Source organism: Rhodococcus sp. RDE2 (genome assembly GCF_020885655.1).
Taxonomy (GTDB): Bacteria; Actinomycetota; Actinomycetes; order Mycobacteriales; family Mycobacteriaceae; genus Rhodococcus; species Rhodococcus pyridinivorans.
In genome coordinates, this window is the sequence record NZ_AP025186.1 from 2,555,479 (window position 1) to 2,574,729 (window position 19,251).

Sequence of the window (19,251 nt, forward strand, 5' to 3'; positions counted from 1 at the left end):
GCACCGCGTCGGGTCCATCAGGAGGTAAGTGTGGGAGTCGAGGTTTCCGTCGAGGGGCTGACCAAGTCCTTCGGCTCGCAACGTATCTGGCAGGACGTGACGTTGACGTTGCCGGCCGGTGAGGTCAGTGCGCTGCTCGGTCCGTCGGGTACCGGTAAGTCGGTGTTCCTCAAGTCGTTGATCGGTCTGTTGCGCCCGGAGGAGGGCTCGATCGTCGTCGACGGCACCGACATCCTGCAGTGCTCGAGCAAGGAGCTCTACGAGATCCGCAAGCTGTTCGGGGTGCTGTTCCAGGACGGGGCGTTGTTCGGGTCGATGAACCTCTACGACAATGTCGCCTTCCCGTTGCGCGAGCACACCAAGAAGACCGAATCCGAGATCCGGCAGATCGTGATGAGCAAGCTCGAGCTCGTCGGTCTGCTCGGCGCCGAGGACAAGCTGCCCGGGGAGATCTCCGGGGGGATGCGCAAGCGCGCCGGCCTGGCCCGGGCGTTGGTGCTCGATCCGGAGATCATCCTGGTCGACGAGCCGGATTCGGGTCTCGATCCGGTGCGCACCACCTACATTTCGCAGACGTTGATCGATATCAACGCGGAGATCGATGCGACGATCCTGATCGTGTCGCACAACATCAATCTGGCGCGTACGGTGCCGGACAACATCGGCATGTTGTTCCGTCGGCAGTTGGTGATGTTCGGTCCGCGTGAGGTGTTGTTGACCTCGGATGAGCCGGTGGTCAAGCAGTTCCTCAACGGCACGATGATCGGTCCGATCGGGATGTCGGAGGAGAAGGACGAGGCGACGATGGCGCACGAGCAGGCGCTCGTCGATGCCGGTCATCATGCCGGTGGTGTGGACGATATCGAGGGGATCGTGCCGCAGATGCAGGCCACGCCGGGAATGCCGGAGCGGCAGGCGGTGGCGCGTCGGCAGGAGCGGGTGCGCTCGATCCTGCACACTCTGCCCCCGGCCGCCCAGAGCGCCATCCTCGAGGACATGGATTCTCAGCGTCGAACCACGGCGTTCACGGGGTCCGACGCGCCCACCGAACTGATCCCGGTGGTGCTGCGTTAGATAGGGGACGACAGCGACGGCCGGGGCATCTGCCGGCCGGCCAACCGAGCGACGAGTTCCGCGCGACTACCCGCTCCCGTCTTCGCATAGACGGATTTGAGGTGGTCGTGCACCGTGTTCGGCGTGATGCCCCGGTGCCGAGCGATCTCGGCCGTCGACAGTCCGCTCAGCACGTCGGTGCACACCTCGCACTCGCGGGCGGTCAGCGCGTACGCGGCGAACAGCATGTCTGTGAGCTCGCTGTCGGCCGCGGGTTCGATGGTGACCGCCGTGCGGGATTCGTCGCCGTCGGTGCTCAACGGCGCTGCACGGACGACGATCCAGCCTCCACCCTCGTTGCGGATACGCGCCCGGAACACTCCGGTCGAACTCGCCCGAGCTCCGAACGTTGCCGCCCGCAACAGCAGTGCCAATCGCACGGGACCGGCGAGCCGCTCCTCCCATGCCCGCGCCGCGACCGTCGATGCGACCGGCTCACCCGCTGGATCCGTCACGATCACGGCCGGTCCCGGATCGGCTCCGGGGCGTGCGCGCAGGGTGTGGACGGCGGCCGCCCGGGTCGCGGCCGCCACCGCCGGCGCGACCATCGTCAGGAACTCCAGCTCCCGATCCGTGAAGTCCGGTCCCGATCGGACGAAACCGGCCGATCCCCAACACAACCCGTCCACCGTGAAGACGACCCGCACCTCACGGTCGAGTCCGAGTGGGCGCCACACCGCAACGTGCCGGAGGCTGTGGGCGAGTTCGGTCGACGGTAGATCCGAGGCCCGCACCACCGTTCGTCCACTGCGGGCGATGTCTGCGAACGTCGCGGGATCGTGTCCACCGCATTCCGATTCGGCGAGTAGTGGCTCGTACTCACCGGGAATGCGGTTGCGCCCACTGGTCATCGAACCGAACGCCAGGGTCAGGGGATCGAACAGCGCCCAGCACGTCAGCTCGCTGCGTACGGTGCGATCGACCAGTTCGATGGCACGCTGGTGCAGTGCGGTGACGCCGGCGCCGGTGCCCGCGAACTCCAGGATCTCGCGGCGTAGCCGCTCCGCCCGCACTTCGAGCATGAGCCCAGTATGCGCCGGATCCGGGAAACGGGAGCATCCCCGATTCAGGGGATGGTTCGGCTGCTTCCCGGTCCCTAGCGTCGCAAATGTGTCCACGATTCATCTCGAACGGGCCGGTACCGGCAGGCGATTGTCGATGCCGGACGCCGTCGTCACCGTCCTGTCGTCCGGTGAACACACCGGCGACGCCTACGAGCTCATGCTCGTCGAGGCCCCCTGCGGCAGCCCACCGCCCCTGCACTCCGAGCCTTGGCCCAAGACCTTCCACCTGCTGCGCGGCCGGATCCTCGTCCTGCTCGACGGTGAGGGCTGCGAACTCGCCGCCGGTGACACGCTCACCATCGAGGCGGGAACGATGAACAGCTTCTCGGTCCTCACCGACGATGCGGTCTTTCTCCTCGTCTGTTCCGGGACCGGGATGAGCGGCTTCTTCACCGATGTCGACGCCTTGGCGAAGCAGTACCTGCCCGAGGATGCGCTGATGAGCAGGTTCGGGCAGATCGCCACCCGTTACGGCATCCGATTCGCCGAGGAGGTCTCGCCATGATCGTCGTTGCGCAACTCGCGGCCCTCGTCGCCGCCGCGGTGCACCTGCTGGCCTTCGTGTGGGAGACGATCCTCTTCCGCCGTCCGAGCATCCACCGGGACGTGTTCCGCATCCCGACCGAGGACGTCCGGCCGGTGCGGATGTGGGCGTTCAACGTCGGCTTCTACAACCTCTTCCTCGGCTCCGGAGCGCTCGCCGGGGTGATCCTGTGGTGGACCGGCCACGAGACGCCGGGCCGCACGCTCGTCGTCTACACGTGCACATTCATGTTCCTGGCCGGGATCGCATTGTTCGCCTCGGATCGGATGGCGATGAGCCGTCCGCGGGGAGCCGGGGTGGTGGGGTCGCTGTGTCAGAGCGTTCCGTCGCTGATCGCGCTCGTAGCACTGGCATTCGCGTAGAAGCGGCGCGACCGACGACTGGGTGGTTCGAGCCCCGGAAAGCGGGGGTGAAGCCACCCAAGTCGGCGTTCGTTCGCTCTGAGCCACCGCTAGTGTCGACCGCATGGCTCTCCTGTACGACGCCGAGTTGTCTCCCACCAAGGTCGAATTGCTGCGGGACTGGCTGCCGCGGACGTCCTTCTATCGGGGTGGCGAGTCCAGCGTCGACCGGCTCGGTGCCTTTCGGTTCGATGATCCGGCCGGTGAGGTCGGTATCGAAACCCACCTCGTGCGCGACGCCGACGGTGTCGTCTATCAGGTGCCCTGGACCTACCGTTCGGCGCCGCTACGTGAAGGTCGATCGGTCGGGGAGACGGAACATTCGGTGCTCGGACACCGCTTCGTCTACGACGCGACGACCGATCCCGTCTACATCCGGCAATTGCTCGTCACGATCTGTGCCGGCGGAAGCGAAGCCGAACAGTATGTCCACGTCGAGGGGGACGAGCCGAGGAAGGTCGCCGGAACTGTTCGGGTTCAGGGAAGTGGTGCCGAGGGCATCGAGGTTCCCGCAATCACGAGACTCGATGTAACCGATGATGGCGAGGGTCGGACGTGCATCGACACAGCGGGTATCACGATCGCTGTGCACCACTTACCGGCGGGCGTAGCGCTTTCCGGCCGCACCCTGATGGGCGCTTGGAAGGGTGGCAGAGGTGTGCTCGCATCGATCCGATGATCGACCTCGTCCGACGAATGCCGCCGAAGGCAACCTCTCCGTGACGCCCGCGCACCTGCAGTCGCATGCTTCTGTTCGCTTCGAGTGGGGCCTGTCCGGAGCGGTTGCTCTCGGGGCCTCCGACATCTCGGTCGTGGTGGACGTGCTGTCGTTCACCACGACGCTGTCGGTCGCCGCGGATCGTGGAATCGAGGTGTTGCCGTACTGGGCGAGAGACGATTCGGCCGCCGAGTACGCCGCGCGACATGATGCCGTCCTGGCGGTCGGGCGTAGCCGAGCGGAGGCGGGGGAGGTGAGCCTGTCTCCGCGCACCGTTCGCGACGCCGACAACCTGCATCGCCTCGTTCTGCCCTCGCCGAACGGGTCGTCGATCGCATACTTGCCGGCTACGTCGTCGACTGTCGTCGTCGGAGCGTGCCTGCGCAATGCCACTGCGGTGGCAGCATGGATCGCGGAAGTGCTGTCGGAGGGTGCGACCGTGGCAGTGATCGCCGCCGGCGAGAAGTGGCCCGACGGGTCTCTGCGACCGTGCGTCGAAGATCTGTGGGGTGCGGGCGCGGTGCTTGCCGACGTGTTGGTTCGGCGTCCGGAACTGACCGCGTCGACCGAGGCCGAGATGGCAGTGGCCGCCTGGCATGCAGTTCGAGGCAATGTGAACTCGTCATTGGAAGCATGCGCATCCGGTCGGGAGCTGATCGACATGGGATACGAATCCGATGTCGCCGTGGCGGCGGAGGTCGATCGGAGTGCGACCGTGCCCGTGCTCGTCGGCGATCGCTTCGTGGACCACAGTGGATAGACGATTCGGGTGGCTTCGACCTCGCTTTCCGGGGTCGAAACCACCCGAATCGCAACTATCGGTCCAGGTCTTTCTCGTCCGAGCCGCGCACGGCGGGAATGGAACCGAATCGCCCGGCCTGGAAGTCCTCCATCGCCTCGATGATCTCGGCCCGGGTGTTCATGACGAACGGACCGGCCATGACGACGCGTTCACGAATCGGCTTGCCGCCGAGCACGAACACCTCGAGGGCGTCGGTGCGCGAATCCTGCGTCGCGGCAGCAGAGATGGTCAGGCTCTCGCCCCTGCCGAAGACGGCGGTCTGTCCGGTCCGGATCGGGCGGTGTTCCGGTCCGACCGCGCCATCGCCGGCGAGCACGTATGCCAGCGCGTTGAATTCGGGGTTCCACGGCAGGGTGACGCTCGCTCCCGGTGCCACGGTGGCGTGCAGCAGGGTGATCGGCGTGTGCGTCGAACCGGGGCCGCGGTGCCCGTCGAGCTCTCCGGCGATCACCCGGATGAGCGCGCCGCCGTCGGCCGAGGACAGCAGGGCGACCTCGCCGCCGCCGATGTCCTGGTACCGCGGGGCGACGAACTTCTCGGCCTTGGGCAGGTTCACCCACAACTGCACGCCGTGGAACAGTCCACCGCTGACCACGAGGTGTTCCGGTGGTGCTTCGATGTGCAGGATGCCGCTGCCGGCGGTCATCCACTGGGTGTCACCGCCGCCGATGGTGCCGCCGCCTCCGTGGGAGTCGCGGTGCTGCATGATGCCGTCGATCATGTAGGTGACGGTCTCGAAGCCGCGGTGCGGATGCCAGGGCGTGCCTTTCGGTTCGCCGGGTGCGTAGTTCACTTCGCCCATCTGATCCATGTGGATGAACGGATCGAGGTACTTCGTCTCGATGCCCGCGAACGCACGGCGGACGGGGAAGCCTTCGCCTTCGAAGCCGTGCGGAGCGGTGGTCACCGACAGGACAGGACGCGAGAGCGCGTCGGGTGCGGGCTCTTCGACGCGGGGAAGAGCGAGAATGTTGTCGACGGTTACGGCGGGCACGGTAACCCCTCTCGGTCATGTAGTTGATTTGTCAACTACCTTACTGCACTCAACCGCCGTCCTCCTCGGGTTGTTCCCACCCGAGGTGCGCCGCATCCACGACTTGACCCTGACGCAGCGTCAGGGTCGATGCTGAAACCATGAGGATCAGCGACTTGGCCCAGGCCGCAGGAACCACCGTTCGCGCCGTCCGGCATTACCACCGGCTCGGGCTCATGCCCGAACCCCCACGGACACCCAACGGATACCGGGACTACGAACTGGCCGACCTGGTGCGCCTGCTGCGTATCCGCTGGCTCGCCCAGTCGGGTGTTCCACTGGGTTCGGTGGCGACCGTCCTCGGTGGCCACGTCACCGACAGCGACGACCACGACGCCGAGTCCGACCTCACCGCAGATCTCGAGTCGCTGCTCGAGGCGGCAGATACTCAGATCCGGACGCTGCAGGTCAAACGTGAGGCACTCGCCGCGATTCTCGAGCGTCACCGCGCCGGCGACCGACTCTCGCCCTTGCCCGCGCCGATCGTCGACGCGTTCGACGAACTCATCGACGGCGAGGACGACCCGCACACCCGGACGTTGTTCGTGCGCGAACGCGACAGCTGGGAGATGCTCGCCCTCACCGGGCAGGCATCACCGGAGTATCTCGACGCCCTGCGAACCCTGCTCGACGACCCCGAACAACGGCACGCCATGGTCGCCGTCTACCGACGCTTCGGTGCGCTCGCCGGGCAGGATCCCACCGCGGCGGCCGACGAGATCACCGCCGTCATCGAGGGCATGACCGCGCTGCTCGACGACATCCCGATCATGGTGGAGGTGCTCGGTTCGTGGGCGGCCGAGGCGGCAACGGCTCTCGAATCGAACACCGAAGTGCTTGCCGAGTTCCTTCCGGACCCGGCACAGCAGGCCGTTGCAATCGGGTTCGTCCGGCGCGTCGCTGCACAGTCGGGACCGCCACAGGACGGAGTGCAGGCATGACCGAGCGCACCGTCCGGCTCGCCCACCGAACCGCCCTCGTCCTCACCGTGGTGGTGGCCTGTACGAACGCCGTCCTCGCCGCGTTCGGTGTCCTCACCCCGGCGACCGCGCTGAAGTTCTGGCTCGGATTCGAGCTACCTGTCGGGATCCTGGTGCTGATCGTCGGCGCATTGCGCGTCCGAGTCCTGCGCCGATCCGGAACACCGTGGGCAGGGGTGCTCGACGAACTCGTCGGCCGCGTGCCCGCGACCCTGATCCGCGCAGAGTTGAGAAGCTACCGCGCACTGTGGTTCCTGATACGACGGCGTCGCGTCGGCGCCGGACCTGAGGTGACGACGATCGGCTACACCCGCGGCACGATGAGCGTGCCGATCGCGTGGCTCGTGGCCTCGGGCATCGAGATCGCGGTGGTCCACATACTCGTGCCCTGGGAATGGCTGCGCTGGACGTTGCTGATCGTGTCGGTGTACTCGCTTCTTCCCCTCGTGGGGTGGCTCGCGGATCGTGTCGTCAACCCGCATCTTCTGACGCGGGACGGCCTGGTTCTGCGCTCCGGACATCAGGTCGTGGCCCATATCGACGCGGACAACCTGCAGCAATGCGTCCCGCGCCATCGCTTCCAGCCGACGGAGACGGGCGTGGACGGCGAGGTGCTGTTCCTGCCCGGACCCGACGGCACCAACCTCGACCTCATCCTCGCGGAACCCGTCGAGGCCCTGCTGCCGGCCTTCTTCGAACACCGCCGCCGTCCGGCACTCGTGAGCCGGTTCGCGATCCACGTCGACGATCCCACAGCGGCGCGCCGAGTGCTCGACGCCGCCCTCCTCGCCTGACGCGACGAGGGTGAAATCGACGATTTCGTCCACCGAATCCGTTCCACAGGTGGTGACCTGCGTTTATCGTGTATGCGACGAACGGAGTCCCCGTGTCCCGCAATTCATCCCGAGCCCTCCGCGCTCGCCTCGTCGCCGCGATCGCGCTCTTGTGCGCGAGCATCACGGTCACCGTGCCCCCGGCCGCCGGCGCCGAACCGGCCTTGTGCGCGTGGCGGTTCATGTCGAACGAGACGGTGCTCAACGTGGCGTTCCCCGACGTCAACGCCACCTACTGGGTGCTGCCCTATGCGCTGGGCCCGGGCGACTCGATCGAGGTGTCCGGCACCTATCCGGCCGCGCGGTACTTCTCGCTCAACACCTACGGCACGAACTTCGACACCGTCGACACGCTGCGTGACGACATGATCGTGCCGGATCCGGGCAGCGGGAACCCGTTCGCGGATGCGACGGCGCGGAATCTTCCTCCGTCACAGCAGAAGTGGCGTGCCACCGTGGTACCCGGTCCGGCGGACCACGCGCGCAACGAGATCCGCGGGGTTCCAGAGGGGCAGAGCACCCCGGTGGGCTTCCTGATCATCCGCGTGTACGTGCCCGACGACGCCACATCTGTCAGCGGCGGCGTGCCGTTGCCCGAGGTGACCATGCGCCTCGGTGGGGCGACGATGCTCAGGCAGCCGTGCGAGCAGCCGTTCGACCCGAATTCCTACACCGGACCCGTCGCACAGCTCGCACAGGCAGGCTTCGACCAGGTCATCGCCGCCGGTGCAGCGAGCGGCGCGTTCCCCGGTGGCACCCCCGAGACGGTGTTCGTGAACCCGGCGAGTTCGTCGGGCCTGTTCCCCAACGGCGACAACAAGTATCTCGGAACGGCGCTGACCTATCAGCCGGGGCGGATCGTCGTGGTGCGGGGTAAGGCGCCGCGGTTCCCCGACACCCGTGCGGGAGTGCCGGTCACGGATCCTGATCAGCAGGTCCGGTACTGGTCGATGTGCCAGAACGATCTGGTCTCGCCGTATCCGGTGGTGGCGTGTGCCGGCGACTTCGAGACCTCGCTCGATGCGTCGGGCTACTACACGTATGCGGTCGCTGCACCCACCGACCTTCCCTCGGTCGCAGATCCGACCGTGACCGTGCTGCCGTGGGGCGATACCACGGTGCCGAAGAAGGTGCTGTTCCTGCGCTACATGCTGCCGTCGTCGGCCTTCTACCCGCAGTCGATCCAGGCCTCGCAGGCGACCGGTGCCGATCCCGCGACGGTGATGGGTCCGTACTATCCCGAGGCCGTGTACTGCTCCGCGACGACCTTCGTCGCCGGAGGCTATGCGGCATGCCGGGACGAAGCCGCGGGCTGACGCGACGACTTTCGCCGGATCTCGTTCACGTACCTGTTGACGTGAAGCGCACCGCCGTACATGATCATGAACATGTTCACTGAACGTGTTCAGTCTCGTGCCGAGAAACGGGACGTCACCCGTCGGGTGGTACTCGCCGCCGCGGAGACGCTGTTCCGTGAACAGGGTTTCGCCGCGACGACCGTTCGGCAGATCGCATCCGCGGCAAGGGTGAGCGTCGGAACCGTGATGGCCGTCGGCGACAAGGATGCGTTGCTGGTCGCAGTGTTCGACGAGTGGATCGCCGGGGTGCACCGGGAACGGCGGGAGGCCTCGCCGCAGGACGAACTCGACGCACCCTCCACGGTCACGGCCGTTCTGGAGTTGTTCGCGCCCTTCGTCGCGTACTTCGTTCAGGACCAGGATCTTTCACGTGAATACGCGGCGGTGATCGTGCGCGGTAGACACGAATCGGAGATCTTCGAGGGGCTGGCAGTGGCACTCGTCTCGGAGCTGGAAGACACCTTCCGTCGCGCCGGACTGGACGCGGCCGACGCCGGGCGTGGCGCACGCGTCGTGTACTTCGCGTACCTCGGTCTGCTCCTGACCGCGGGCAACAGTGCAACCGTCGGCGGATCCGAAATGGACCAACTGCGTGAGGTCATCGAGCTCGTGCTCGACCGATCCAACGGATGACAAGGGGGACAGAAATGATCGCGACAACCGGGTGGTGGTGGCTGTCGGTGGTATTGGCGGCGATTCTGGTGGGGGATGCGCTGTTGTCGATCCGCCCGCCACGATTCATCAGCGAGTGCCTGGACGGGGTGGGATTCCCCCGGGACTGGTGGTGGGCTCTCGTGGTGGTGAAGCTGCTGGCGGCTGCCGGGTTGCTGGTGGGACCGGCATATCCGGGAATCGGAGCCGCAGCCGCGGTCGCCGTGGTCGGCTATTTCGTGTGCGCTGCGGTTGCGCACGTGCGGGCCGGGTTCCTGGGACAATCGTTCTGGGTCAATTGTCTGGGCATGCTGGCGTTGTCCGTGCTGGTGGTGCCGGCAGCATACGCCTTCTGACCGTTCCCGGCATCGACGCCGTTCGGCGCAAGCACGACCTGCAGATCGAGTTTTCTGGTAGACGAGTGCAATGAACGATGACGCCCGACGCGGGACTCCGTCGAAGGACGCGCGGGCCACCGACGTGCAGGAACTCGTCGTGGTGGTCGGCGAGCGGATGCAGCGGCGGTCCGACGAGATCGTCGCGAGCATGGACGCGGCGATCGAATCGGCCGTCGAAGATCTCGGCGAGTCCGAACTGACCGACATGCTGCGGGCGAGCGTGGAGGGCAATGTCGCCACCATCCTGCACATGATCAGCAACGACATTCCGCTCGATCGCATCCAGCCGATCACCGCCGCCACGGAGTATGCGGTGCGGCTCGCGCGGCACGGCGTTCCCGCGGCGGCGCTGCGCCGCGCCTACCACATCGGCTCCGACGACCTGTTCAACCAGATGTTCGCGGAGATCCAGCAGCTCGATTGTGCACCCGACCTGAAACTCGAACTGCTCCATCATTTCGCCGGGTGGATGCACAAGTACGTGGACTGGATGACGCGCGTCGTGCTCGACGCACACGAAGAAGAGCAGCGGGTGCTGGTCCAGCAGTCCGAGAATGTGACGTCGGCGCTGGTGGAGCAGGTGTTGAGCAGCGGTGCATTCGATACCGAGGAGTTCGCGACGAAGACCGGTTACCGGCTCGACGGAACCCACCCCGGTGCGATCGCGTGGATCGAAGGCCCGGCGCAGGGCGCAGACCAGACGCCCACGCTCGCGGCGGCGGCAGAGACTCTCACCGTCGCGGCCGGTGGGGGAGGCGCACCCCTGTTCGTACCGGTGGATCGGCGCACGGCCTGGCTGTGGACGACGACGGCGGGTGGCACGGTCGTCGACGTGTCACGCCTTCGGACGGCTGTGCAGGCCGTCCCCGGGTTGCGCGTGGCGTTCGGGAAGCCGGCCGTCGGGGTCGCGGGATTCCGGCGCAGCCATGAGCAGGCCGAGGCGGTGCGGATCGTCGCGAGCACCGCGACCGTTCGGCACAGCCGAGCGGTGTACTACGGCGAGGACGGCATGTCCGCGACGGCGGTGCTGGCGCGCGATCTCGCGACGACCAGGCGTTTCGTCGCCGATACGCTGGGTCGGCTCGCGATCGACAGCCCGGCCGCGGAGCGGTTGCGGGACACGACACGAGTGTTCCTGCGGACCGGGGGAAGCTATGTGCAGACCTCCGAGGAACTCGTCCTCCACCGGAACACCGTGAAGTACCGGCTGCAGAAGGCGGAGGACGAACGGGGACGGCCGATCTCCGACAATCGACTGGATCTCGAGCTGGCTCTGCACGTCTGTCACGTGCTCGGACGACCCGTGCTGATGCCCAAGGAGAAGCGTTCGTCCGGTCGCTGACCCGATTTTTGTGCAGAATCGACAAGAGAAGCGTCGAAGTTGGTTTCGCGGGGACGTGTCCTGGATCACGCCGGCAGCATAGTGTCGTGCATCACAACCGATACGTGCTCGTCGGACCGAGGAGCTGTAGATGCCCTTCTCCCACTTTCCCTTTCTCCCCTGGAACGTCCCCGCCGAGGATCGCTCTCGTGCGGCGGTCCGGGACGACAGGCTCGAACTCACCTACGCTCAGCTCGACGACCGAACCCGCTCTGTCGCAGCACAATTCGCGCGGCACGGCGTCGGCGCGGGCGACATCGTCGCGATCATGCTGCCGAACCGGGTCGAGCTGCTCGTCGCGATGCTCGCGGCGTGGCGTCTCGGTGCTGCTGCGACACCCGTCAATCCGGCGTTCACGGAATCGGAAGCGGCCTATCAGATCTCGGACTCCGGCGCTGTCCTGGTGGTCAACCACTCGGTCGACGCACCGGACGGGGGCCGCCCGAGCATCGCGGTGGACGATCTCGCCGACGAGGGCGACGGCCCCGACCCTGTGGCCCTGCGCGGCGACGAATTGAGCCTGGTCATCTACACCAGCGGGTCCACCGGACGGCCGAAGGGCGTGATGCTCGATCACGACAACGCCGAGGCCATGTCGTCGACGATGGCGCAGCATTTCCGTCTCACCGCCGACGACCACTGCATGCTCGTCCTGCCGTTGTTCCACGTCAACGCGATCATGGTGAGTGCACTGGCGGTCTGGCGTTCGCACGGACAGCTCAGTGTCATCGGATCGTTCTCCGCGACCCGGTTCTTCGACCACGTGGAAAAGCTCCGTCCCACATACTTTTCCGCTGTACCCGCGATCTACGCGATGCTCGCGGCGCTGCCCGACACCGTGCGCCCCGACACCTCGTCCCTGCGGTTCGTGGTGTGCGGCGCCGCGCCGGTGTCGAAGGAACTGCTGCAACGGTGCCACGACCGCTTCGGGTTCGTCATGGTCGAGGGATACGGACTCACCGAGGCGACCTGCGCGTCCGCCTGCAATCCCGTCGACGGCGTCCGCAAACTCGGGACGGTCGGACCGGCACTGCCCGGACAGCGGATCGGGATCATGTCCCCGGACGGTGAACTGCTGGCACCCGGCGAGACAGGGGAGGTGGTCATCGCGGGACCGACCGTCATGCGCGGTTACCTCGATCGCCCCGGTGCGACCGCCGAGACCGTCCGCGACGGCTGGTTGCACACCGGGGACATCGGCATCCTGGACGAGGACGGTTATCTGCGCATCGTCGACCGCGTCAAGGACATGATCATCCGCGGAGGCGAGAACATCTACCCCAAGGAGATCGAAACCGTCCTGACCTCGATCGATGACGTTCTCGAAGCCGCGGTCGTCGGGCGGCCCGACCCGGTCCTCGGCGAGGTTCCCGTCGCTTACGTGGTGCTGTACCCGGATGCGACGACGACCACCGAGGACCTCCTCGAGCACTGCCGGCGGCACCTGATGCGCGCGAAGGTGCCCGAGCGGATCGACATCCTCGACGCGCTACCGAAGAACCCCGTCGGCAAGATCGACAAACCCTCGCTCAGGCGCACACTGCAACACGCCTGACCTCATCTTCTTCCTACATCGACGCGAGTGCCCCTCGCGGGGATGAGCCCTGCCCACCTTCAGGAGTCACAATGGGATTCAAGACGGCAGACATGCCACCGGTCGACCCGGCCACCTACGACGACATGCCCTTCATGGAGCGCATGCGGGTGCTGGCGACCCACTGGGCCGAATACGGTTTCGGCAGCCCCAAACAGATGCACATGCTCTACGTGTACAAGCTGATCTTCTACGTTCTCGGTGGGGTGGCGGTCGTCGGACTCACCACTCCCGGACTGGGTTTCGCCGACCTCGCCGGCTGGTGGGGCGAGCCCATCGTCTACCAGAAGCTGATGGTGTGGACAATTCTGTTCGAGATCACCGGTTACGCGTCGTCCTCCGGACCGCTGGCGTTCAAGTTCAAACCGTTCACCGGTGGCTGGCGTTACTGGACCCGCCGCGGCACCCTGCGGCTCCCACCCTGGCCGAAGGTGGTGCCGTTCACCCGCGGTGACCATCGCACCGTCGTCGACGTCGCGATCTACTTCGCGCTCCTGGCCACTCTGCTGTTCCTGCTGCTCGGACCGGGCGTGACAACCGCTGCCCTCCCGGGAAGCGAGGTCGGGTTGCTCCCGCAGTGGGCGCTGCTGACCTACGTCGGCCTCATCGTCGTCATGGGCCTGCGCGACCGCGTGGTCTTCCTGGCCGCACGCTCGGAACAGTACGTCGCCGTCATGTTCTTCTTCGGCATCTTCAGCAACCACGTCGACATGATCCTGGCCGCCAAGATCGCGCTGGTCACTGTGTGGTTCGGCGCAGGTGTCTCCAAGTTCGGTCACCACTTCACCAACGTGATCCCGCCGATGCTCAGCAACACCCCGTGGATCACCTCGAAGCGGTTCAAGCGCTCGCTCTACCGCAACTTCCCGCAGGACCTGCGTCCGTCGAAGGTCAGCTGGTTCCTCGCCCACGTCTGCGGCACCGTCGTCGAACTCGTCGTCCCGCTGGTGCTGCTGTTCTCGACGAACACGACGATCACCTGGCTCGCCATCATCGGCATGGTCATGTTCCACATCTTCATCACCTCGACCTTCCCGCTGGCGGTCCCGCTCGAGTGGAACGTCTTCTACATGTTCGCCGCCGTCTGGCTCTTCGGTGGATTCCCCGCCGGCGCCGGCTACGGGGTGGGCGACGTGAGCTCCGTCTGGATCCTCGCGCCGATCCTCGTCGCCTTCCTGCTGTTCCCGATCCTTGGGAACCTGCGTCCCGACCTCGTCTCCTTCCTGCCGTCGATGCGTCAGTACGCCGGCAACTGGGCGTCGGCCCTGTGGGCCTTCCGCGGCGACGAAGCGGAGAACAAGCTCAACGAGAACCTCACCAAGTTCAACGACAATCAGATCGACCAGCTGAGCGGGGCGTTCGGCAAGGAGGTCGCCGAGATCTTCATGCAGAAGGCGGTCGCATGGCGCACCATGCACAGCCAGGGTCGCGGGCTGATGTCGCTGATGATGCGGCATCTCGACAAGCTCGAGAACTACCGCATCCGCGAAGGCGAGTTCACCTGCACCACCCTGGTGGGCTGGCAGTTCGGCGACGGCCATCTGCACAACGAGCAGACCATCAGCGCGGTGCAGGAGCGGTGCCGGTTCGAACCGGGAGAATGCGTCATCGTGTGGATCGAATCCCAGCCGATCCATCGGAAGACGCTGGCATACAAGGTGATCGACGCGGCGCTCGGTGTCGTCGAGCGCGGTCACTATCACATCGAGGACGCGGTGTCGGCGCAGCCGTGGCTGCCCGACGGCCCGATCCCGCACACCGTCACCTGGCGGATGGCCGGTTACGAACCGGCCGGGACGGCCTACCTCCACCCGCAGGTCCGGCCCGATCGTGTCAAGGTTGGAGCATGACCGACGCGGTGATAGTCGGCAGCGGGCCCAACGGGCTCGCCGCCGCCGTCGTCCTCTCCTCCGAGGGCGTACGGGTGCGAGTGCTCGAGGCAGCCGAGACGATCGGTGGCGGCACGCGCAGCAGCGAACTGACCCTGCCGGGTCTGCTCCACGACGAATGCAGCGGCTTCCACCCGCTGGCCGTGGACACACCCTTCAGCCGGGAGTACGACCTCGCGGAACACGGGCTGACCTGGTCGTGGCCCGAGGTGCAGTACACCCACCCGCTCGACGGCGGACGTGGTGGCGCGGCCTACCGATCCGTGGACGACACCGCCACGGAACTCGGGACCGACGGGGCCAGGTGGCGCCGGATCTTCGGCGCACTGACCGAACGATTCGGCGGCATCACCGAGGACTTCCTGCGCCCGATGCTGCACGTACCCGTCCATCCGGTGCTGCTCGCCGGATTCGGAATGTTCGCCGCGATGCCCGCCGACGTGCTCGCACGCGCCTGGTCCACACCCGAGGCGCGCGCCCTGTTCGGTGGGGTGGCGGCCCACGCCCTGCGGCCCTTCGGCTCGCCGATGTCCTCGGCCATCGGCATCGCGCTGGGCACGGCCGCGCACGCCTACGGCTGGCCGGTCGCGCAGGGCGGATCGCGCGCGATCGCCACAGCGATGGCGTCACTGATCGAGAAGAACGGCGGCACCGTCGAAACCGGGGTACGCGTGGAGTCCCTCGACGAACTCGGCAACCCCGACCTGGTGCTCCTCGACACCTCACCCGCCGACGCCGTGCGGATCGTCGGCGACAGGCTGCCCCGCCGCACCGCCCGTGCCTACCGTCGGTACAAGCACGGTCCGGGGGCGTTCAAGGTCGAGTACGCCGTCGAGGGCACCGTGCCCTGGCAGCACGAACCGTCCCGCCGCGCCGGCACCGTCCACGTCTGCGGTTCGTACGCCGAGACGGCGGCAGCCGAACGCCAGGTGAACCGGGGGATCATGCCCGATCGCCCCTACGTCCTGGTCGGCCAGCAGTTCCTCGCCGACCCGTCGCGCTCCGCAGGGAACCTGAACCCGCTCTATGCCTACGCGCACGTCCCGCACGGATACACCGGCGACGCGACCGAGCCGATCACCACCCAGATCGAACGGTTCGCCCCGGGCTTCCGCGACACGATCCGTGCCGTGCACGTGCGGACGACGACCGAGATGTCCGTCCACAACGCGAACTACGTGGGCGGCGACATCGTCACCGGAGCCAACAGTGCGGTGCAACTCGTGCTCCGGCCCCGCCCGGCACTGGACCCGTACGCGACCGGCGTTCCGGGCGTGTACCTGTGCTCGGCGGCGACTCCGCCGGGTGCCGGGGCGCACGGCATGTGCGGCTACCACGCCGCCCGGTCGGCGTTGGCGTACCTGAAGACATGAGGTGATCTTCCGGGGTGAATGTGCGGTGACGGGCGCGCGCGGCGCCGCGAAACTTCGCATACGGAAATAACATCCTCCCGACATGCACTTCCCCCGGTGCTGAAGGAGCCCTCACCCGTGACCGCAACCACCCCCCACCCTGCCCGGAACGCGCCGCGTGAAGACGACGGCTACTTCGGCCCCGGCTCCGTCTCGTGGAAGGTGTACGCCGACCCGTCCTCTCGCGTCGCGGGCATGGCGGGTCTGCTGCTGCAGGCACTCAACCCCGGGATGATGCGGCTGTTCGAGCACGCGTCGGCCGCGTACGTCGATCCGAAGGGGCGGGACGAGCGCACCGGCCGCTATCTCGACACGGTCATGTTCGGTGACAAGGCCCATGCGGATGCCGCCGCAGCCTCGGTGCGCCGCATGCACGCGCACGCCGTCTGGGACGACCCGCACACCGGCACCACGCTGCGCGCCGACGAGCCCGCGTGGATCGACTGGACCCACAACGCCCTCGCGTTCGCGCTGCTGCGCGGTGCGGAATCCTTCGGCCTCGACCTGACCCCGGCCGAGCAGGACAAGTTCGTCGTCGAACAGCACATCGCCGCAGAACTCGTCGGTGCGGACCCGGCCCGCCTGCCCGCTACCCGGGCCGACCTGGAGGCGTACGTCGACGAGCAGCGCCACTGGTTGTCGCTGTCGCTCGCGGCCGCCGAGGTGACGCACGCGCTCCGCAAGCCGAACCTGTGGGGCAATCCGGTGAAGGTGTTCACCTTCGTCGTCGTGCAGGACGGCATGCTGTCGCTGCTGCCGGAGTGGGCGCGCCTGATGTACGGAATCGAGGGGCGCCCGATGAACCTGCGCGCCGCGGCACGCACCACCAAGCGGCTCATCGGCATCGCTCGTAAGAACGAGTCGTACGACAAGATGGTCGCCGAGATCACCACGCGCATCGACGAGACTCCCTACCGCAAGGTGCGTGCGCGCAAGGCCTGACCCTGTCTCAGAAGGAGGGATTCGGCCGGACGAACCGTTCGTCGATGTCGGCGATCGATCGGGCGCCGGTCAATGCCATGGTGAGGTCGAACTCGGCGATCACGTTGCGGATCACCTCCTCGACACCCTGTCGACCTGCGATCGCCAATCCGTACATGTAGGGCCGGCCGAGCAGCACGGCGTCCGCGCCGAGCGCGAGCGCGACGAAGACGTCGGCACCGCTTCGGATCCCGCTGTCCAGCAGCACGGTCGGTTCCCGGCCGATCGCGGCACGGATGTCGAGCAGGGCATCGAGCGAGGCGATCGATCCGTCGACCTGGCGTCCACCGTGATTCGACACGACGAGGACGTCGACTCCGAGGTCCACGGCGCGACGCGCATCGTCGGGATGCAGAATTCCCTTGAGCACGATGGGAAGTCGCGTCCGATCTCGCAACGTCGCCAGATGCTCCCAGCTCAGTCCCGGATTGGAATAGATGTCGAGGAAGGTCTCCGCGGCGGCGCGCGGCACGGGGGAGCGGAGGTTGTCGAGGAATCGACCCGGATGGTTGCGGGTCATCGACAGCAGCGTGCGGATCGCGCCGACTGTGACATCGGGTCGCTCCGTCACCATCTCGCGGGCGGCGTCGATCCGCTGCCGCACGATGTCGAGGAAGCGGGGATCCGAGGTGTACTGTGCGATGCCCTCGCCACGTGCGAACGGCAGCGACCCGAGATTCAGGTCCTGCGGACGCCATCCCAGCATCGTCGTGTCGAGGGTGACGACGACGGCTTCGGCGCCGGCTGCTTCGGCCCGTCGCAGCAGGCTGTCGACGAGATCCTCGTCGGAACTCCAGTACAGTTGGAACCAGCGGGACGCAGAGCCCATCGCGCCGGCACAGTCCTCCATGGAATTGCAGCCCTGGTTGGAGAAGATGTACGGCACGCCGGTCGCGGCGGCCGCCCGCGCGATCGCCAGGTCGCTGTCGGCGGCCATCAACGCTCCCGCCCCGATCGGGGCCAGCAGCAGCGGCGAGGAGAGCGACGTGCCCGCCACGGTCGTACGCAGGTCGCGTTCGGTGACACCGTGGGCCATGCGCGGGACGATCGCCCATCGGTCGAACGCGCGCCGATTGTTGCGCATCGTGCGTCCCTCACCGGCACCGCCCGCGACGTACGCCCAGGCCCGCTTCGAACTCGCACGCCGCGCGGCGCGTTCGAGGTCGCCGAAGGACGTCGGAACGGCCGGACGCCGGCCCAACGCTCCGTTGCGGTACACGACCCCCTGACGTTCCCGGCCGGGACCGGCGGGTGCGGATGCGGCAGTTTCGGTCACGAGTGAGTTCCCCTCTCGAACGGTGGCGCTTGTCGATCCTTCCTCACGAACCCGGTCGAGTGAACCGGTTACCGGTGTCGAATTCGGAATCGGTGCGGTGGATCCGGCGGCGGGCGTACCGTCGGATCCATGACCGAGGACGGCCAGGTTGCACCGTGGGACGACATCTACCGGGGCGTCGCCGAAGGGTTTTCGGGCCCCGTGCCGTGGAACATCGGCGAACCCCAGCCCGAGATCGCCCGGTTGATCGACGAGGGCGGATTCCGCAGCGACGTGCTCGACGCGGGCTGTGGACATGCCGAGACCTCCCTCCACCTGGCGGCCCAGGGGTACACGGTGGTCGGTCTCGACCTGTCGCCGACCGCCATCGAGGCAGCTCGGGCCGCGGCGTCGGAGCGGGGCCTGACGACCGCGACCTTCCAGGTCGCCGATATCACGTCGTTCACGGGATTCGACGGCCGGTTCACGACGATCGTCGACAGCACCCTGTTCCATTCGCTGCCCGTGGACCGGCGCCGCGCCTACCTGAGGGCCGTCACCCGTGCCGCTGCTCCGAGGGCGTCCTTCTTCGTCCTCGCCTTCTCGAAGGACGCCTTTCCGGAAGAGGGTCAGGGACCCAATCCGGTGACGGACGACGAGTTGCGCGACGCGGTCGCCGAGTTCTGGACCGTCGACGACGTGCGGCCGGCGTTCATCCATGCGTTTCTCGGCGACGAGGATGCTGCCGCGTGGCAGCGTGACGACAAGGGCCGCTCGATGCTCCCGGCCTGGTTGCTGTCGGCCCACCGCGGTTGAGGGTGCACGTGGAAATTCGATTGCATTG

Annotated in this window: 19 protein-coding genes; 16 read left to right on the forward strand and 3 right to left on the reverse strand. The window is 67.0% G+C overall.

Annotated elements, in window-relative coordinates:
- Nucleotides 1-30 precede the first annotated feature (30 nt).
- Complete coding sequence (locus LPH33_RS11925; RefSeq protein WP_229568127.1) at nt 31-1,074, forward strand: ABC transporter ATP-binding protein; 1,044 nt, start codon at nt 31-33, stop codon at nt 1,072-1,074.
- Here LPH33_RS11925 and LPH33_RS11930 read toward each other — a convergent pair.
- Nucleotides 1,071-2,135, reverse strand: coding sequence for a helix-turn-helix transcriptional regulator (locus tag LPH33_RS11930; protein ID WP_016696340.1), 1,065 nt, complete (start codon nt 2,133-2,135; stop codon nt 1,071-1,073). The genes LPH33_RS11925 and LPH33_RS11930 overlap by 4 nt on opposite strands.
- Nucleotides 2,136-2,223: 88 nt before the next feature.
- Here LPH33_RS11930 and LPH33_RS11935 point away from each other — a divergent pair, with 88 nt between their 5' ends.
- The 4 genes from LPH33_RS11935 to LPH33_RS11950 all read left to right on the forward strand — a co-directional run bounded on the left by LPH33_RS11935 (nt 2,224) and on the right by LPH33_RS11950 (nt 4,600).
- The gene (locus LPH33_RS11935) at nt 2,224-2,682 is read left to right on the forward strand and encodes a cupin domain-containing protein (protein ID WP_026061929.1); all 459 of its coding nucleotides are present in this window, start codon (nt 2,224-2,226) and stop codon (nt 2,680-2,682) included.
- On the forward strand, nt 2,679-3,083 hold the full coding sequence (locus LPH33_RS11940) for a DUF1304 domain-containing protein (protein WP_016696338.1): 405 nt from the start codon (nt 2,679-2,681) through the stop codon (nt 3,081-3,083). Before LPH33_RS11935 ends, LPH33_RS11940 begins: the two co-directional genes overlap by 4 nt.
- Nucleotides 3,084-3,186: 103 nt before the next feature.
- Nucleotides 3,187-3,801 (forward strand): maltokinase N-terminal cap-like domain-containing protein, encoded by a 615-nt coding sequence (locus LPH33_RS11945; RefSeq protein WP_016696337.1) that lies wholly within the window; start codon nt 3,187-3,189, stop codon nt 3,799-3,801.
- A gap of 40 nt (nt 3,802-3,841) precedes the next feature.
- Nucleotides 3,842-4,600 (forward strand): 2-phosphosulfolactate phosphatase, encoded by a 759-nt coding sequence (locus LPH33_RS11950; RefSeq protein WP_016696336.1) that lies wholly within the window; start codon nt 3,842-3,844, stop codon nt 4,598-4,600.
- A 55-nt stretch (nt 4,601-4,655) separates the two neighbouring features.
- Here the strand turns inward: LPH33_RS11950 and LPH33_RS11955 are convergent, their stop codons facing one another.
- Entirely contained in the window at nt 4,656-5,636 is a 981-nt protein-coding gene (locus tag LPH33_RS11955; RefSeq protein WP_016696335.1) for a pirin family protein, read from the reverse strand.
- 140 nt (nt 5,637-5,776) lie between these two features.
- Here LPH33_RS11955 and LPH33_RS11960 point away from each other — a divergent pair, with 140 nt between their 5' ends.
- The 10 genes from LPH33_RS11960 to LPH33_RS12005 all read left to right on the forward strand — a co-directional run bounded on the left by LPH33_RS11960 (nt 5,777) and on the right by LPH33_RS12005 (nt 17,113).
- Entirely contained in the window at nt 5,777-6,616 is an 840-nt protein-coding gene (locus tag LPH33_RS11960) for a MerR family transcriptional regulator (protein ID WP_016696334.1), read from the forward strand.
- Complete coding sequence (locus LPH33_RS11965; RefSeq protein ID WP_016696333.1) at nt 6,613-7,449, forward strand: hypothetical protein; 837 nt, start codon at nt 6,613-6,615, stop codon at nt 7,447-7,449. Before LPH33_RS11960 ends, LPH33_RS11965 begins: the two co-directional genes overlap by 4 nt.
- Nucleotides 7,450-7,541: 92 nt before the next feature.
- The gene (locus LPH33_RS11970) at nt 7,542-8,804 is read left to right on the forward strand and encodes a hypothetical protein (RefSeq protein ID WP_145692179.1); all 1,263 of its coding nucleotides are present in this window, start codon (nt 7,542-7,544) and stop codon (nt 8,802-8,804) included.
- 72 nt (nt 8,805-8,876) lie between these two features.
- On the forward strand, nt 8,877-9,479 hold the full coding sequence (locus LPH33_RS11975) for a TetR/AcrR family transcriptional regulator (protein ID WP_145692180.1): 603 nt from the start codon (nt 8,877-8,879) through the stop codon (nt 9,477-9,479).
- A 14-nt stretch (nt 9,480-9,493) separates the two neighbouring features.
- Nucleotides 9,494-9,853 (forward strand): DoxX family protein, encoded by a 360-nt coding sequence (locus LPH33_RS11980; protein WP_145692181.1) that lies wholly within the window; start codon nt 9,494-9,496, stop codon nt 9,851-9,853.
- A gap of 70 nt (nt 9,854-9,923) precedes the next feature.
- On the forward strand, nt 9,924-11,237 hold the full coding sequence (locus LPH33_RS11985; protein WP_229568130.1) for a PucR family transcriptional regulator: 1,314 nt from the start codon (nt 9,924-9,926) through the stop codon (nt 11,235-11,237).
- Nucleotides 11,238-11,367: 130 nt separating this feature from the next.
- On the forward strand, nt 11,368-12,831 hold the full coding sequence (locus tag LPH33_RS11990; protein WP_145692182.1) for a class I adenylate-forming enzyme family protein: 1,464 nt from the start codon (nt 11,368-11,370) through the stop codon (nt 12,829-12,831).
- Nucleotides 12,832-12,902: 71 nt separating this feature from the next.
- Nucleotides 12,903-14,720, forward strand: coding sequence for a DUF3556 domain-containing protein (locus LPH33_RS11995; protein WP_088898596.1), 1,818 nt, complete (start codon nt 12,903-12,905; stop codon nt 14,718-14,720).
- Nucleotides 14,717-16,132 (forward strand): phytoene desaturase family protein, encoded by a 1,416-nt coding sequence (locus LPH33_RS12000; RefSeq protein WP_016692277.1) that lies wholly within the window; start codon nt 14,717-14,719, stop codon nt 16,130-16,132. Before LPH33_RS11995 ends, LPH33_RS12000 begins: the two co-directional genes overlap by 4 nt.
- A gap of 117 nt (nt 16,133-16,249) precedes the next feature.
- Nucleotides 16,250-17,113 (forward strand): oxygenase MpaB family protein, encoded by an 864-nt coding sequence (locus tag LPH33_RS12005; RefSeq protein WP_229568132.1) that lies wholly within the window; start codon nt 16,250-16,252, stop codon nt 17,111-17,113.
- A 7-nt stretch (nt 17,114-17,120) separates the two neighbouring features.
- Here the strand turns inward: LPH33_RS12005 and LPH33_RS12010 are convergent, their stop codons facing one another.
- Nucleotides 17,121-18,428, reverse strand: a complete 1,308-nt coding sequence (locus LPH33_RS12010) for an alpha-hydroxy-acid oxidizing protein (protein ID WP_016692275.1) — start codon at nt 18,426-18,428, stop codon at nt 17,121-17,123.
- Nucleotides 18,429-18,557: 129 nt separating this feature from the next.
- On the opposite strand from LPH33_RS12010, the gene LPH33_RS12015 reads away from it, so the two are divergent.
- Complete coding sequence (locus tag LPH33_RS12015) at nt 18,558-19,223, forward strand: class I SAM-dependent methyltransferase (RefSeq protein ID WP_016692274.1); 666 nt, start codon at nt 18,558-18,560, stop codon at nt 19,221-19,223.
- Nucleotides 19,224-19,251 lie beyond the last annotated feature (28 nt).